Origin of the sequence: Kitasatospora sp. NPDC007106, assembly GCF_040634455.1 — a bacterium.
Classification (GTDB): domain Bacteria; phylum Actinomycetota; class Actinomycetes; order Streptomycetales; family Streptomycetaceae; genus Kitasatospora; species Kitasatospora arboriphila.
Window position 1 is genome coordinate 1 of record NZ_JBEYFP010000114.1, and the last position, 13964, is coordinate 13964.

The following is a 13964-nucleotide window of genomic DNA, read 5'->3' on the forward strand; positions in this document are numbered from 1 at the left end:
ATACTCGGTGGCCGAGCGGTGGGCGACCCCCTCCGCGCGGCCCGAGTGCCTGCGTCCTGATCGCCCGGCAGACCCCCTCACCCAAGGAGTTGCGGATGACCACCGACCTCGAACTCGCGCCGCCGCACCCGGCCGTCGCCGAACCCGGCCCCGGCGAGGCGTTCACCGACCACATGGTCGTGATGGACTGGACGGAGGCGGACGGCTGGTCCGCGCCCCGGCTGAGCAGACTCGCCGACCTCTCCCTCCATCCCGGCACGCTCGGCCTGCACTACGGCCAGGTCGTCTTCGAGGGACTGAAGGCGCACCGGCGGGCCGACGGCACGGCGGGCGTCTGGCGCCCCCGCGACCACGCGCTGCGGTTCCGCGGCTCCTGCCGCCGGATGGCCATGCCGGAGCTCCCGGAGGACGCCTTCACCGACGCCGCCCACCGGCTGGTCCGCGCGGACGAGGGCTTCCTGCCGGCCGACGGCTCGCGCAGCCTCTACCTGCGGCCGCTGATGTTCGGCTCGGACGCCTCGCTGATGCTGCGCCCCTCGCGCACCTACCGCTTCCTGCTGATGGCCTTCGTGACCGGGGGCTTCTTCGGCGACGGGGCCGAGCCGGTCGCCGTCCACGTGAGCCGCGACCACGTCCGGGCCGTGCCCGGCGGCACCGGCGAGGTCAAGGTGGCCGGCAACTACGCCCCGACCTTCCTGGCGCAGCGGGCGGCGGAGGCCGCCGGCTGCCGGCAGGTCGTCTGGCTCGACGCCGTCGAGCGGCGCTGGGTGGAGGAGCTGGGCGGGATGAACCTCTTCCTCGTCCGCGGGCGGGGCGAGCGGGCCGAGGTGGTGACCCCGGAGCTGACGCGGACGCTGCTGCCGGGCGTCACCCGCAGCACCCTGCTGACCCTGGCCCGGCGCCTCGGCCACCGGGTGGTGGAGGAGCGGATCGCACTGGACGAGTGGCGTGCGCAGTGCGAGGCCGGCGTCGTCACCGAGGCGTTCGCCTGCGGCACCTGGGCCGTCGTCACCCCGGTCGGCCGGGTGCGGGACGGGGACGGCGGCTGGACGGTCGGGGACGGCCGGCCGGGACCGGTGACGACCGCGCTGCACCGGCTCCTCACCGACCTGCACCGCGGCCGCGTCCCCGACGAGGACGGCTGGTTCCACCCGTCGACCCGCTGACCCACCCTCACCCACGGAGCGAGAGAATGACTGACCTGAGCATCACGGCCCGGTTCCGCCGGTGCTGCGAGCGGTTCGGCGACCGGGTGGCCCTGAGCGACGAGCACACCTCCCTGACGTACGCGGAACTCGCCGCCGAGGCCGACCGCCTCGCCGCGCGGCTGGTCGAGCGGGGCGTACGGGCCGGCGACGTGGTCGCCGTCCTCACCCGGCGGTCGGTCGACGGCATCGTCGCCCTGCTCGCGGTGGTCTCCGCCGGCGCCGCGTACCTGGCCCTGGACACCCGCTACCCCGCCGCCCGCACCGAGTTCATGCTGCGCGACTCCGGAGCCCGTCTGGTGATCACCCAGCGCGAGCTGGCCGACGGCCTCCCGGACGGGTTCGCGACCGTGTTCGCCGACGACCGGGCCCCGGCCGGGGTACCGGCGGCCGTCCGCGCGGCCGACCCGTCCGGCGAGGACCTGGCCTACGTGGCCTACACCTCGGGGTCGACCGGCACCCCGAAGGGCGTGATGGTGCCGCACCGCGGCGTGGTGCGGCTCGTCGTCGACCCGGACTTCGTCACGATCACCCCGGAGGACGTCCTCCTCCAGATAGGCCCGCTGGCCTTCGACGCCTCGACCTTCGAGATCTGGGGGGCGCTGCTCAACGGCGCCCGCCTGGTGGTCGCCCCGCCGGGCGACCTCTCGCTCGCCGAGACCACCGGATTCGTCCGCGCCTCGGGCGTCACCGTGCTGCTGCTGACGACCGGTCTGCTGCACCAGGTGGTGGACCACGGCCTCGACGACCTCAAGCAGGTGCGGTACCTGCTCACCGGCGGCGACGTGCTCTCCGCCGACCACGCCGACCGGGCGGTGGCGGCCCTGCCGGGCACCGTCCTGGTCAACGGGTACGGCCCGACCGAGAACACCACCTACACCTGCTGCCACGCCTTCGACAGCCCGCTGCGCACCCCCTCGGTGCCGATCGGCCGGCCGATCAACGGCACCTGGGTGCGGGTGCTCGACCCCGAGCTGCGGCCGGTGCCCCCCGGCGGGACGGGCGAGCTGTACACCGGCGGCACCGGCCTCGCCCACGGCTACCTCGGCCGCCCGGCGCTCACCGCCGAACGCTTCCTGCCCGACCCGGAGGGCGACGGCGCGCGGATGTACCGCACCGGCGACCTGGTGCGCAGCACCGAGCCGGCGATCGAGTTCCTCGGCCGGGCCGACCGCCAGGTGAAGATCCGCGGTTTCCGGATCGAACTCGGCGAGGTCGAGGCCGCCCTCGCCGGGCTGCCGGCCGTCGCCCAGTACCACCTGGCCAGGACGCAGGCCCCGACCGGCGGTCACGCGCTGCACGCCGCCCTGGTGCTGCGCAAGGACCACCGGCAGACCTCCCTGCTGGAGCTGCGCGCCTCGCTCGCCGAGGTGCTGCCCTCCTACGCGGTGCCGTCCCTGATCACGGTGGTCGACGAGTTCCCGCTGACCGCCAACGGCAAGGTGGACGCGGCCGCCCTCGCGGCCCGGACCCGCGTCCGCAGCCCGCAGCTGATGACCGAGTACCGGGGACCGGGCTCGCCGGCCGAGCAGGCGGTGGTGAGCCTCTGGTCGGACCACTTCGGGGTGGCGGGCATCGGTGCGGACGACGACTTCTTCGAACTGGGCGGGCACTCCCTGCTCGGCGTGAAGATCATCGCCGAGCTCCACCAGGCCTTCGGCGTGGACGTCTCGCCGCGGGACTTCTACTTCGACCCGACCCCGGCGGGCATGGCCCGGCTGGTCGCGGAGCGGGCGGCCCGGTGAGCACGACCGCGAAGCGGAGCACCTCGCTGCTGCTCCCCGTCCTCGCCGCGAACGCGGTCTCGGTGGCCGGCACCCGGCTGACCGCCATCGCCGTCCCCTGGCTCGTCCTCACCACCACCGGTTCGGCCACCCGCACCGGCCTGGTGGCCGCCTGCGAACTCACCCCGCTGGTCGTCTCGAAGGCGCTCTGCGGCCCGGTCATCGACCGGCTCGGCTCCCGCCGGGTCAGCGTCTGCGCGGACCTGCTCAGTGCGGCCGCGGTGGCCCTCGTCCCGCTGCTGCACCTGGCCGGCATGCTGAGCTTCCCGGTGCTGCTGGTGCTGGTCGCCGTCGCCGGGGCGGCCCGCGGCCCGGCCGACACCTCCAAGTTCACCCTCGGCCCGGACATCGCGGACGCCGCCGGGCTGCCGCTGGAACGGGTCACCGGGCTGGTCAGCGCGACCGAACGGACCGCCATGATCATCGCGCCGGCCCTGGCGGGCGCCGTCATCGGGGCGGCCGGACCGGCGAACGCCCTGCTGCTGGACGCCGCGTCCTTCGTGGTCTGCGCGGTCGCCGTGGGCCTCCGGGCCCCGAAGCGGCACCGCCCGGCGGCGGAACCCGCCGGGGAGGCGGCCGCGCCGGAGCCGTACCTCGCCCAGCTCCGCGGCGGCTGGACGTTCCTCACCTCCGACCGGATGGTGCGCTCGCTCGTCGCGATGGTCAGCGTGACCAACCTGGTCGACGCCGCGTACAGCGCCGTCCTGCTCCCCGTCTGGATCCACGACCACGGCTACGGGGCGCTCGAACTCGGCCTGATCGGCACGGCGTTCTCGGTGACGGCCGCCGGGGCAGCGCTGCTGGCCGCCGCCTACGGCGAGCGCGTGCCGCGCCGGGCGGCCTTCCTGGTGGGCTTCTTCCTCGGCGGGGTGCCGCGCTTCGCGGCGATGGCGCTCGGCGCACCGCTGTGGTGCGTGATCGGCGTGGCGCTGGTCGGCGGCTTCGGCTCCGGCTTCATCAACCCGGTCCTCAGCGCCGTGTTCGTCGAACGCATCCCGCGCGACCTGCTGGGCCGGGTCAGCTCCCTGGCGGAGGCCGCCGCCTGGGCCGGCATGCCGCTCGGCGGGATCCTCGCCGGTTCGGCGATCGCCGCCGCCGGGCTGGCGCCGGTGCTGGTCACCGCAGGGGCCGTCTACCTGGTCGCCGTCGTCGTCCCCGGCCTGCTCCCCCAGTGGAGCGAGATGGACCGCCGCGACCGACCGCACGACGCGGTGCGGCCCGCACCGCGCCAACCGCAGCAGACCGAGTCAGGAGCGTGACCGCATGAGCACCACCCACCCCGAGCAGCTCGCCGTGTCCGGCACGGACTTCGTCACCAGACTCTTCGAGGTGATCGACGGCCGCCGCTGGGACGAACTGCCCACCCTGTTCGCCGAGGACTGCACCTACCACCGCCCCGGCTACGAGGCGATCAGCGGCCTCGACGCCGTCCTGCGGTTCTACCGCGAGGAACGGATCATCAGCGACGGCCGCCACGAGATCGAGCACGTCGCCGAGTCGGACTCCTCGGTCGCCTGCTGGGGACGCTTCCGCGGGGTCGGCAAGGACGGCCGGCAGCTCGACGAGCGGTTCTCCGATCTGTACTTCCTCGACGGCCGGAAGATCAGGACCCGCCGCACCTACTTCTACCGCCCCGCCATCTGAGACCGCCGTCGACGGCACTCGGGTGCCCACGGGCAGTGCTGCGCCCCCGGGTGGCCCGCGACCGGGTTCGAAGGCGCGCCCCACCGGCCTCCTCGGCCTTTCGTTCCCGACCAGTGAAGACCACCGTGTGCGCAGATCAGGGGGAGACTGACGTGACCAGGATGAGCGTCGTGCTCGTGGCGGAGGACGCCTTCGTCCGCAACGGCATCAGATCGATCCTCGGCAACGAACCATCGGTCAGGATCGCCGGGGAGGCGGCCAACGTCGGCCAGGCGTGCCGGCTCGGCACCCAGCTCGACCCGGCGCTCTTCGTCGTCGACATGCCGGCGGTCAAGGACCGGGACACCCTCCTCGGGCAGGTCCGGCGCCTCGCCGCGTCGGGGCACGGCGGCGCGGCCTCGGTGCTCGTCCTCGGCTCGGACCTGCGCCGGATGGACCTGGACGTGCTCCGGCTGGGCGGCTGCGCGATCATCCGGCGGCAGGTCGCCGCCGGGGAACTCGCCCCGGCGGTCCGCCTGCTGGCCTCCGGCTACCTGCCGGTCGAACAGACGCTGGTGCAGCAGCTCGCGCACACCGCCCCGCGGCTCGGCGCGGTGCCGACGCTCACCGAACGCGAGCAGGAGGTGCTGCACCTGCTCGCCCGGGGGATGTCGAACGCCGAGATCGCCACCGAGCTGGGCGTCGCCGGCTCCACGGTGAAGTCCCACGTGCAGGAGATCTTCGGCAAGCTGGGCCTGCGCAACCGGGTGCAGGCCGTCATCTACGCGTACGAGTCCCGGGCCGCGGCGCCGGTCGCGGCCCGGAGGATGGGAGCCTGACATGGCCGGCAACTGGCTGCTGCGCCGACCGCGGACGGACTCGGTCGCACGGCTCTTCTGCTTCCCCTACTCCGGTGTGGGCGCCTCGATGTTCAGCCGGTGGCCCGAGGAGATCGACGGCATCGAGGTGTGCCCCGTCCAGCCGCCGGGCCGGGAGAACCGCTCGCGCGAACCGCACTACGGCAGCTACGAGCGGTTCGCCGCCGACCTGGTGGAGTTCCTCCGGCCGTACCTGGACCGGCCGTTCGCGTTCTTCGGGCACTGCGCCGGCGCCCTGCCGGCCTTCGAGACGGCGCTCCGGCTCGCCGGGAGCGGGCTGCCCGCGCCCGAGCGGCTCTTCGTCTCGGCCCAGGTGGCCCCGCACCACTGCCCGCACGACCGGTACCTCGACCTGGACGAGGAGCAGCTCCGGGCGGAGATGGGCAACCTGGTGCTGCTGCGGGGCGGCACCCCGCATCCCGTCCTGATCGACCTCGCCCTCGAGGTCCTGCACGAGGACCTGGAGGTGAACCGGGTCTACCGGCGCCCGTCGCCGGTGGCCCTGCCGGGCCCGGTCACCGTGCTGGAGTGGACGGAGGACACCGAGATCGGCCTCGACCAGATGGCGGGGTGGCGGGAGTACGCACGGACGGTGGAGTACACCGCCCTGCCCGGCGGGCACTTCGAGTTCCTGTCGGCGCCGCCCCTGCTGATGAAGACCCTCTCCTTCCTGTGACGGCGGCGCACCGCCGCCTCAGAGCCAGCCGCGTTCCTTCGCCTGCAGGGCGACCTGGAAGCGGGTCGCCGCACCGAGCCGGGCCATCAGTCCGGCCACGTGGGCGCGGTACTTGCGCGGGCGCCGCGCGGGCCTGGGGTGGGACGCGCTGGTGATCGAGGGCAGTGCCGTCCTCTTCTTCGCCGCCTACACCGCGGCGGCCGCGGCCGCGCCCGACTCGGCGCTCGTCACGGAGTACGGCCAGCCGCTGTCCTCGCTCTGGCTGGCGGCGACCGCCTGGGGCTCGCTGGCCGTCGGCCGGCCGTTCACGCTGGGCATCGCCCGCAGCCAGGTGCCCGAGCACCTGTGGCGCAGCCCGCTGTTCCTGCGCGTCAACCGGCACATCACCGCGGTGTGGGCCGCCGCCTTCACGCTCTCGGGTGCGGGCGGGGCGCTGCTGCGGCACTACCGACCCGAGGCCGGGACGGCCCGGACGGTGCTGACGGTCGCCTCGTTCGTGCTGCCGATCGTGTTCACAGTCCGCTACCCGGAGATCGCCCGTGCCCGCCGGGCCGGCGCCGGGGAGAAGGCCGCCGACTGACCTCCCCCGGGGCCGTGGGGGCCGACGGCGGGCGGGTGTCAGCGCCGGGCGGCGGTGCGGCGCGCGGGCGGGGTGATCCGCACGCGCCGGGTGGCGGGGGCCTTCTCGATGTCGTCGAGCTGGGCCGTGACGGTGCTGCGCAGGTCGTCGTAGTCCTCGAAGCAGTGGTCGTTGAACAGGGTGTAGCCCGTCCACATCAGGTTGGCGCACACCCGGGCCGGCACCTGTCCGGTCTGCGCGCCCATGCCGACCAGTGCCACCGAGCGGATGCTGCCCGGTGCTTCGGCGTTCTTCCGGTGCACGGCCTGGAACGCGGCGGCGCAGGCCAGCGCCACGTTGAGCGTCTGGCTGACGTTCTGCGAGGACGACTCCATCGTCGGCGCCGAGATCAGGAACCCGGGGTTGACCGCGCCGGAGGGGACGCAGACGGCGCTGCCGACCGGCAGCCGGCCGGCGAACCCGTCCCGGATCGCCCGCTGGACGCGCAGCTGGATGCCGGCGCCGAGGTGCCGCTTGATCACCGCGTCGACGCCGCCGTCCATCCGGCCGCGGGAGTTGGTGGGGGTGACCCAGGCGTCGACGTGCTCGTCGAGGATCGAGCCGCGGTGGATCTCGATCTCGGGGGTGTCGGCGAACGCCGCCCGCCAGGACTCCACCACGGTGCTGTTGATGTCGGTCAGCACGACCCTGAGCGGCGGCTGCTGCGGGTTCTCGGACATGGGTCGGGCTCCTCCCGGACGAGCGGTCTTCCGTCGTCCATGAACCTAGACGGCGGCACCGACAGCGCCGCCGGGCCCGGTCGGCGCCGCCTCGGCGGCGCGGTCGGTTGTCACTCGCGGACGGTAGGACTGGAGTCGCCGTCGGGGAACTGACGGTCCGTTCCTGCCATCCGTCCGCACGGTTCGACGATTCCGGAGCAGCGCCACCATGACCGAGGCCACCACCCCCGCCCAGCCCGACCCGAACGACCCGCTGGCGCTCACGGAGCTCTTCGCCGGCGGCGGCGAGCCGTGGCTGCCGCTGCTGAAGCCGGTCGTCGAGGCGCAGCCCGACGCGGCCGCGTTCATCGGCCCGGCCCGCGGCCCGGAGGTCGTGCCCGTCCGCGAGCTCACCTTCCAGGCGCTCAAGCCCCATGCGCCGCACAAGTGGAAGGTGGTCGTCTTCGGGCAGAACCCGTACCCGCGGCCGGAGAGCGCCACCGGCATCGCGATGTTCGACAACACCTTCCACGACTGGAAGGACAGCCAGTTCGGCCGGGTGGTCAGCATCCGCTGCATCATCAAGGCCGCGGCGATGTGGAAGTACGGCATCGCGAAGAAGACGCCGATCGCCGACGTCCGGGCGCTGCTGAAGGAGCGGGACACCGTCCAGCCCCCGGAGTGGTTCCAGGCGATGCTCACCCAGGGCGTGCTGCTGCTGAACGCGGCGCTGACCGCCAGCAGCGACGGCTCGGTGGGTGCCGACCGGCACACCGCGTTCTGGCGCCCGGTCGCCGAGCGGATCGTCGAGGAGATCCTCCGGGCCAAGCAGGACGCCGACGAGGCGGACCGCAGCGTGGTGTTCGCCTGGTGGGGCGCCCACGCGCGGAGCCTGAAGAAGGTCGTCCTGGAGCTGCAGAAGAAGTACCCGGGGGTGGAGGTCCGGCACATCGACCACGCCAATCCGGCGGCGCAGGGCGACATCTTCTGCGACGGCGACCACTTCGACATGGTGAACACCGCGCTGGCGTCCATGGGCACCGACCCGGTGGACTGGCTGCCGAGCAAGGGGTGGAACGCCCACGCGGCGGACGGCGGCGGTGCGGACGGCGACGGCACCGCGGAGCGGATGGGCGCGTTCATCGCCTCCACCATGGAGCTGCACCAGCTCTACCTGGACCGGCTCGCGAGCGTCAAGGACGAGGGCCTCGAACTGCCGGAGATCACCGGTGTGTTCGACACTCCGCTGATGGACTTCCGGGACGCCGTCGCCCCGGTGGCGGCGGTGCTGCGCGGCCTGGACCGGCACGTGGAGCGGTCGTACGAGTTCGGCAAGCGCCGGGCGGACGAGGTGCCCGGCGGCCTGTCCGCGGACGCCGTCGCGGCGATCCACCTCTACACCTGCGAGTCGGCGTTCTACCGGGAGATCAACGCCGTGCTGCGGTCGCCGGACCGCAGCCGGCTGGTGCCGTACCTCGCCTACCTGCGGCTGCTGTTCTCGGCCGTCTCGCAGCTCCCGGCCCGCACCGGGCCGCTGTGGCGCGGTGTGGCGCTGGACCTCCGCGCGCAGTACCCGCTGGGCCGGACGGTGACCTGGTGGGGCGTGTCCTCCTGCACCTCCGAGCCGGGCGTGGCCCGGGGCTTCCTCGGCAGCCGGGGCAAGCGGACGCTGTTCGAGGTCGTCCCCTCCCGGGCGGTCGGCATCCGCGACTTCTCGGCCTTCACCGGCGAGGAGGAGTTCATCCTGCTGCCGGGCACCCAGCTGGAGGTGACGGAGGTCCGCAGCGAGCGCGGCGGCCTGTGCACGGTGCGGCTGACGGAGGTCGCGGAGGGTCCGCTGGTGTCCTGAGCGCCGGCGGCGGCCGGGGTCGGCGGACCCCGGCCGCACCCGTCAGAAGTCGCGCAGGCGGCCGAACGGGACGATGGACGTCCAGGCGCCCTTCTGCACCTTGTAGATGGAGGCGACCTGGTTGTGGGTGTCGCCGAACTCGTCGAAGGAGACGTCGCCGGTGACGCCGAAGAACGAGACGTTCTGCAGCGCGTCCGCGGTGGCCTTGCGCAGTTCGGGGCCGGTGAGGTCCTCGTTCGACTGCCGGGCCTTGGCGACCGCCTGGATCACCGCCCAGGTGGAGTCGTAGCCGTAGGCGCCGAACGGCCCCGGCTCCTCCTTGTAGCCGGCCGCGCGGTAGGCGTCGAGGTAGCTGAAGGCCGAGGCGAGGCCCTCGACGGAGATGCCCGGCTGGCTGGCGAGGTCGCCGTCGGAGGCCGTGCCGGCGGCCTTGATGAAGCCGTCGGTGTGCAGGCCGTCGCCGCCGGCCAGCGGCACCTTGACGCCGGCGGCCTTGAGCGCCGCGCCGAGCGGTCCGCCCTCGGGGTGCTCGCCGCCGTAGTAGACGATGTCGGGGTCCTGCGCGGCGACCAGCTGGGCGATCTTCGAGAAGTCGGTGGTGCCCGGCTTCACGGTCGTCCGGTAGACCACCTTGCCGCCGACCTCCTCGAAGGCGGTCGCGAACTCGGCGGCGAGGTTGCTGCCGTAGGCCTTGGTGTCGCTGATCACAGCGGCCCGCCCGGCCTTCAGCCGGCTGTGCGCGTAGCGGGCGAGCAGCGGGCCCTGGACGGCGTCGGTGGTGACCGTCCGGAAGTAGGTCGGGTACTGGCGCTTCTTGCCGTTGGCCCGGTAGTCGGCGCCCCAGGTCAGCCCGGGTGCGGTGTTGGACGGGGAGACCTCGGCCAGGCCGGCCTGCGCCATCACGGGCGCCATCAGGATCGCGCCGGACGAGGTCAGCGGGCCGACCACGCCCATCACCCGGCCGTCGGCGGCGAACGCATCGCCGTTGGACTTGGCCTTCTGCTCGTCCGCCTCGTCGTCCTTCGCGTCGAGCACGAACTTCACGCCGGGCACGACGTTCTTGGCATTGGCCTTGGCGATGGCCAGTTCGGCGGAGTTCCGGATGCCGAGCCCCAGGTCGGCGAGCTTGCCGGTCAGCGGACCGTCGACGCCGATCACGACCGTGACGGTCGATCCGGAGCCGAGCACGCCCGAGGAACAACCCGACAGCAGCACGGCGCAGACCACACCCAGGGCGGAAGCCCTGGGCCTCGAGAATCCGGTCACTGGCACATCCCTTGCTGAGTGGGTTTGCTCATGGGACGCCGGACCGCACGCCCGGTCTGGGCCGCTGGTGGCGGCACGGGCGCGCAGGGAGGGGCGACGGCTGTCCGGGCCCATGAAATCCGCACGGGGGCACGGCAGTCGGCACCTCTGTGGACGGTCCGGCGAGGGACGGCGGCCCGGCTGCCGACGGCACTGCCGGCATGTCCGGATCACCGACCGGCGTCCATGGGGCGCGACCCTATGGTCTGCCAACGGGAGCGTCAACGGGTTCGTCCGAACACAACCGGTGACGGCAAGACACCCGCCGAGCTGCCGGATTGGCCGGGGAGGCCGGACCCGGGGGCCCACTACCGGCCGGTACGACCGACCGGTAGGGTGCCGCAGAGCCCTGGCCGGCCGCCCCGTGGTGTCCGGTCCGCCGTCAGCCCGCCACGGGCCGGTACGGTTCCCGGGCCGGGCGTTCGGCGGCGGCCCGTTCGCGTGCGTAGAGCTGGGCGAGCAACGGGATCTCGTACAGCGCCGCGTGCGCGGTGACCTCGCCGAGCCGGCAGTGCAGGACGGAGACCTCGATCATGCTGTCCAGCACCCGGCGGGCGACCTCCTCGCCGCAGCCGAGCACGGCCATCGCCTCGGCGAGGGTGAACAGCGGGCGGGGCAGCCGGCCGAAGGCGCAGAGCACGGCGCGCACGACGGCGGGCAGTCCGGCCCACCAGACGGCGAGTTGGCGGCGGACGGCGAGGTCACCGGCGGCGAGTTCGTCCAGCAGCGCGGGGCTGCGGTCCAGCCGGGCCGCGTACTCGGCGGCCGAGAGCTGGTGCAGGACGGCCAGTTTGGTGCCGCACACCCGGACGGCGAGCGGCAGCCGGCCGACGCTGTCGACGATCCGCTCGGCGGCCTGGCGGTCGGCGCGGATGCGGCCGTCGCCGACGATCCGGTCGAGCAGGCCGACGGCCTCCTCCGCGGCGAAGGGTTCGAGTTCCAGCCGCTGGACGGGGCCGAGCCCGGCCAGCCGCGTCCGGCTGGTGACCAGGACGGCGCTCGGCCCGGAGCCGGGCAGCAGGTGGCGGATGCCGCCCTCGTCGGGGGCGTCGTCCAGTACGAGCAGCAGCCGGCGGCCGGCCAGCCAGGACCGCCAGAGCGCCGCGGCCTCCTCCTCGTCCTCCGGCACGGCCCCCACCAGGCCGGTGGCCCGGCAGAGTTCGGCGAGCAGCGAGGTGGGGTGGCGCGGTGTGCCGTCGGCGCGCCGGAGGCGGACGGTGAGGCAGCCGTCCGGGAAGCGGCCGGCCAGGCGGTGCGCGACGTGCACCGCGAGGGCGGTCTTGCCGACGCCCACCGGGCCGCTGACGACGACGCGCCGGCCCTCGCCCGCGAGCAGGGCGGTCAGTCGGGCGACCTCCTCGCGGCGGCCGGTGAAGTCCGGGAGGTCGGCGGGCAGCACGGTCTGCGGGGCGCGCGGCGCCGCGCCGGTGGCGGCGGCGGACGGCTGCGGTGCCGGCCCGGCCGGGCCCTGCCCGTCCAGCATGCCGCGGTAGAGCGTCTCCAGCGCCGGGCCGACCTGCAGGCCGAGTTGGCGGGCGAGGTGCTGGCGCAGGTCGTCGTAGACGGCGAGGGCGGCGCTCTGCCGCCCGGAGCGGAAGAGCGCGGTCATCTGGGCGGCGCAGAGCCGCTCCCGCATGGGGTGTTCGGCGACCGTCTCGGCGAGTGCCTCGGCGACGGCGGGGGCGTGGCCGAGGTCGAGTTCGGCCTCGGCCCAGTCCTCCAGCACGGCGAGGCGGCGCAGTTCGCGCCGTTCGGCCCGGTCGCGCAGCAGCTCGGAGTGGCCGAGGTCGGCGAGGAAGGGACCGCTCCACAGGTCGAGGGCCTCGCGCAGCAGGGCGGCGCCGTGCGCGGTGGCGCCGAGCCGGATCGCGGACTGCCCGGCGCGGGCGAGCTCCTCGAAGCGCAGCACGTCCAGCTCGGCGGGCGCGACGCGCAGTTGGTAGCCGGTGTGGTGGTGCACGATCCGTTCGCCGTCGGCGGTATCGCCGAGCAGTTTGCGCAGGGCGGAGACGTAGGCCTGCAGGTTCTTGCGGGCGGAGCGCGGGGGTTCGTCGCCCCAGACCGCCTCGGTCAGCAGGTCGACGGAGACGGCGGCGTTGGGATGGCAGAGCAGCGCGCCGAGGACGAGGCGCTGTTTCACGGGGCCGAGCGGCAGCGGCCGGCCGCGGGCCGCGACCAGGAGTTCGCCGAGCACCCGGAAGCGGAGCTCGGCCGCGGCCGGACGGGCCGGCCGGTCGGCGGCGGCGGACAGGTGGTCCAGCGTCACTGGTGCTCCTTCGGGAGGGGCGCGGGCAGGAGCGGTACCGGGGCGGCCGGGGCGGCACGGATCACGGCCGGACCGGCGGGCGCCGCGGGCACAGCAGGCGCGACGGCGGGGCAGGCACGGCGGGCGGCGGCGCTACGGCCAGCGGGTGTCGGTGCGCGGCTCGAACTCGGCGAGCACTTCGCGGGCCCGGCGCAGGTGCACGCGGTGGCGGGCGGCCCGGACGAGGAGGGCGATCCCGACGGCGACCGGCAGGGCCGCCGCCAGCAGGGCGCGCGGCAGGGGGCGCAGGCGCTTCATCGGGGTCGGTCCGGCCTTTCAGTGGCCCCAGGCGGTGTCCATCGGGTCCTGCGGGTCCTCCGGGTCGCCGCCGAGGATGCCGCCGTGGCCGTGGCCGCCGGAGACGGGCGTGGTGGTGGGGGCGGGGGTGGTGGGGACGGGGGTGGCCGGGGCGGTCACGGCCGGGGTGGGGGTGCCGTCCGCGGCGGCGGCCTGCATGGCGAGGACGGGCAGGCCGAGCACGGCGAGACCGGTGGCGACGGCGACGGAGACGGCCAGCGTGCGGGCACGGTTCATCGGTTCCCCTTGGTGTGTGGAGTGCGGCGCGTCCGTTGTGGTCCGGACGGCTTCGACACCTGGAAGCCTGCCGTTCGGCCGGGGGCGGGCCAAGGGGTGACGGGCTGCAGCTTGCTGCATGCAGCAAGCCACCCTGCGGGACGAATCGGGCGGATCCGCCGCTACACCAGCATAGTTACCGCCTAGTAGGGCGGCCGTCCGGCTGCCGGCCGGTCGACGGGCAGCCCGGTGTGGGCGGCGAGGAAGGCGAGGCTGTCGGCGAGCAGGTCGGCGGTGGCGCCGATCCCCCGCTCACCGTGCCCGAGGCCGTACTCCTGGCGCAGCAGCACCGGGCCCGGCCCGCTGCTCGCGGCCTGCAGGGCGGCGGCCGTCTTGCGGGCGTGCAGCGGGTCGACCCGGGTGTCGCCGTCCGCGACGCCGAACAGCACGGCCGGGTAGCGGACCCCGTCGCGGACCCGGTGGTAGGGCGAGTAGCCGTGCAGCACGGCGAGTTGGCCGGGGTCGGCGGCGGTGCCGTACTCCTGCGA

Annotated in this window: 14 protein-coding genes and 1 pseudogene; 8 read left to right on the forward strand and 7 right to left on the reverse strand. The window is 74.4% G+C overall.

Going from position 1 to position 13964, the window contains the following annotated elements; all coding sequences use genetic code 11:
* The first annotated feature begins 95 nt into the window (after window positions 1-95).
* The 6 genes from ABZ641_RS13205 to ABZ641_RS13230 all read left to right on the forward strand — a co-directional run bounded on the left by ABZ641_RS13205 (window position 96) and on the right by ABZ641_RS13230 (window position 6166).
* Window positions 96-1166 (forward strand): branched-chain amino acid aminotransferase, encoded by a 1071-nt coding sequence (locus ABZ641_RS13205; protein ID WP_344627540.1) that lies wholly within the window; start codon window positions 96-98, stop codon window positions 1164-1166.
* A 26-nt stretch (window positions 1167-1192) separates the two neighbouring features.
* Window positions 1193-2950, forward strand: coding sequence for a non-ribosomal peptide synthetase (locus ABZ641_RS13210; protein WP_359981454.1), 1758 nt, complete (start codon window positions 1193-1195; stop codon window positions 2948-2950).
* Entirely contained in the window at window positions 2947-4248 is a 1302-nt protein-coding gene (locus ABZ641_RS13215) for an MFS transporter (protein ID WP_359981457.1), read from the forward strand. The genes ABZ641_RS13210 and ABZ641_RS13215 overlap by 4 nt, the downstream gene beginning before the upstream one ends.
* Before the next feature lie 4 nt (window positions 4249-4252).
* A complete protein-coding gene (locus tag ABZ641_RS13220; protein ID WP_344627543.1) occupies window positions 4253-4633 on the forward strand; it encodes a nuclear transport factor 2 family protein in 381 nt (126 codons plus the stop codon).
* A gap of 161 nt (window positions 4634-4794) precedes the next feature.
* Window positions 4795-5451: a response regulator transcription factor gene (locus ABZ641_RS13225; protein WP_344627560.1), complete on the forward strand. Its 657-nt coding sequence runs from the start codon at window positions 4795-4797 to the stop codon at window positions 5449-5451.
* 1 nt (window position 5452) lies between these two features.
* Window positions 5453-6166, forward strand: a complete 714-nt coding sequence (locus tag ABZ641_RS13230; RefSeq protein ID WP_344627544.1) for a thioesterase domain-containing protein — start codon at window positions 5453-5455, stop codon at window positions 6164-6166.
* An 18-nt stretch (window positions 6167-6184) separates the two neighbouring features.
* Here ABZ641_RS13230 and ABZ641_RS13235 read toward each other — a convergent pair.
* Window positions 6185-6283 (reverse strand): annotated as a pseudogene (locus tag ABZ641_RS13235) (DNA-binding response regulator); the annotation flags it as partial.
* A 34-nt stretch (window positions 6284-6317) separates the two neighbouring features.
* On the opposite strand from ABZ641_RS13235, the gene ABZ641_RS13240 reads away from it, so the two are divergent.
* Window positions 6318-6746 carry a hypothetical protein gene (locus tag ABZ641_RS13240; protein ID WP_359981460.1) on the forward strand — a complete coding sequence of 143 codons (429 nt, stop codon included), beginning with the start codon at window positions 6318-6320 and terminating at the stop codon, window positions 6744-6746.
* A 38-nt stretch (window positions 6747-6784) separates the two neighbouring features.
* On the opposite strand, the gene ABZ641_RS13245 is transcribed toward ABZ641_RS13240, so the two are convergent.
* Complete coding sequence (locus ABZ641_RS13245; protein ID WP_359981463.1) at window positions 6785-7465, reverse strand: macro domain-containing protein; 681 nt, start codon at window positions 7463-7465, stop codon at window positions 6785-6787.
* Between the two features lie 208 nt (window positions 7466-7673).
* On the opposite strand from ABZ641_RS13245, the gene ABZ641_RS13250 reads away from it, so the two are divergent.
* Entirely contained in the window at window positions 7674-9293 is a 1620-nt protein-coding gene (locus ABZ641_RS13250) for an ADP-ribosyltransferase domain-containing protein (RefSeq protein WP_344627547.1), read from the forward strand.
* 42 nt (window positions 9294-9335) lie between these two features.
* Here the strand turns inward: ABZ641_RS13250 and ABZ641_RS13255 are convergent, their stop codons facing one another.
* From ABZ641_RS13255 to ABZ641_RS13275, 5 genes are all read right to left on the reverse strand, one after another.
* Window positions 9336-10559 carry a branched-chain amino acid ABC transporter substrate-binding protein gene (locus ABZ641_RS13255; RefSeq protein ID WP_344627548.1) on the reverse strand — a complete coding sequence of 408 codons (1224 nt, stop codon included), beginning with the start codon at window positions 10557-10559 and terminating at the stop codon, window positions 9336-9338.
* Between the two features lie 421 nt (window positions 10560-10980).
* Window positions 10981-12864 carry a BTAD domain-containing putative transcriptional regulator gene (locus tag ABZ641_RS13260; protein ID WP_359981466.1) on the reverse strand — a complete coding sequence of 628 codons (1884 nt, stop codon included), beginning with the start codon at window positions 12862-12864 and terminating at the stop codon, window positions 10981-10983.
* Between the two features lie 132 nt (window positions 12865-12996).
* Window positions 12997-13161, reverse strand: a complete 165-nt coding sequence (locus tag ABZ641_RS13265; protein WP_344627550.1) for a hypothetical protein — start codon at window positions 13159-13161, stop codon at window positions 12997-12999.
* Between the two features lie 18 nt (window positions 13162-13179).
* Window positions 13180-13437 carry a hypothetical protein gene (locus ABZ641_RS13270; protein ID WP_359981469.1) on the reverse strand — a complete coding sequence of 86 codons (258 nt, stop codon included), beginning with the start codon at window positions 13435-13437 and terminating at the stop codon, window positions 13180-13182.
* Window positions 13438-13619: 182 nt separating this feature from the next.
* The coding region (locus ABZ641_RS13275; protein ID WP_359981471.1) for a prolyl oligopeptidase family serine peptidase at window positions 13620-13964 on the reverse strand (345 nt) is incomplete at its 5' end.

Excerpts from the sequence above, each read along its gene's own strand:
- ABZ641_RS13205 (WP_344627540.1), top strand. The coding sequence starts at position 96 with ATGACCACCGACCTCGAACTCGCGCCGCCGCACCCGGCCGTCGCCGAA.
- ABZ641_RS13210 (WP_359981454.1), top strand. The coding sequence starts at position 1,193 with ATGACTGACCTGAGCATCACGGCCCGGTTCCGCCGGTGCTGCGAGCGG.
- ABZ641_RS13220 (WP_344627543.1), top strand. The coding sequence starts at position 4,253 with ATGAGCACCACCCACCCCGAGCAGCTCGCCGTGTCCGGCACGGACTTC.
- ABZ641_RS13225 (WP_344627560.1), top strand. The coding sequence starts at position 4,795 with ATGAGCGTCGTGCTCGTGGCGGAGGACGCCTTCGTCCGCAACGGCATC.
- ABZ641_RS13230 (WP_344627544.1), top strand. The coding sequence starts at position 5,453 with ATGGCCGGCAACTGGCTGCTGCGCCGACCGCGGACGGACTCGGTCGCA.
- ABZ641_RS13245 (WP_359981463.1), bottom strand. The coding sequence starts at position 7,465 with ATGTCCGAGAACCCGCAGCAGCCGCCGCTCAGGGTCGTGCTGACCGAC.
- ABZ641_RS13250 (WP_344627547.1), top strand. The coding sequence starts at position 7,674 with ATGACCGAGGCCACCACCCCCGCCCAGCCCGACCCGAACGACCCGCTG.
- ABZ641_RS13265 (WP_344627550.1), bottom strand. The coding sequence starts at position 13,161 with ATGAAGCGCCTGCGCCCCCTGCCGCGCGCCCTGCTGGCGGCGGCCCTG.
- ABZ641_RS13270 (WP_359981469.1), bottom strand. The coding sequence starts at position 13,437 with ATGAACCGTGCCCGCACGCTGGCCGTCTCCGTCGCCGTCGCCACCGGT.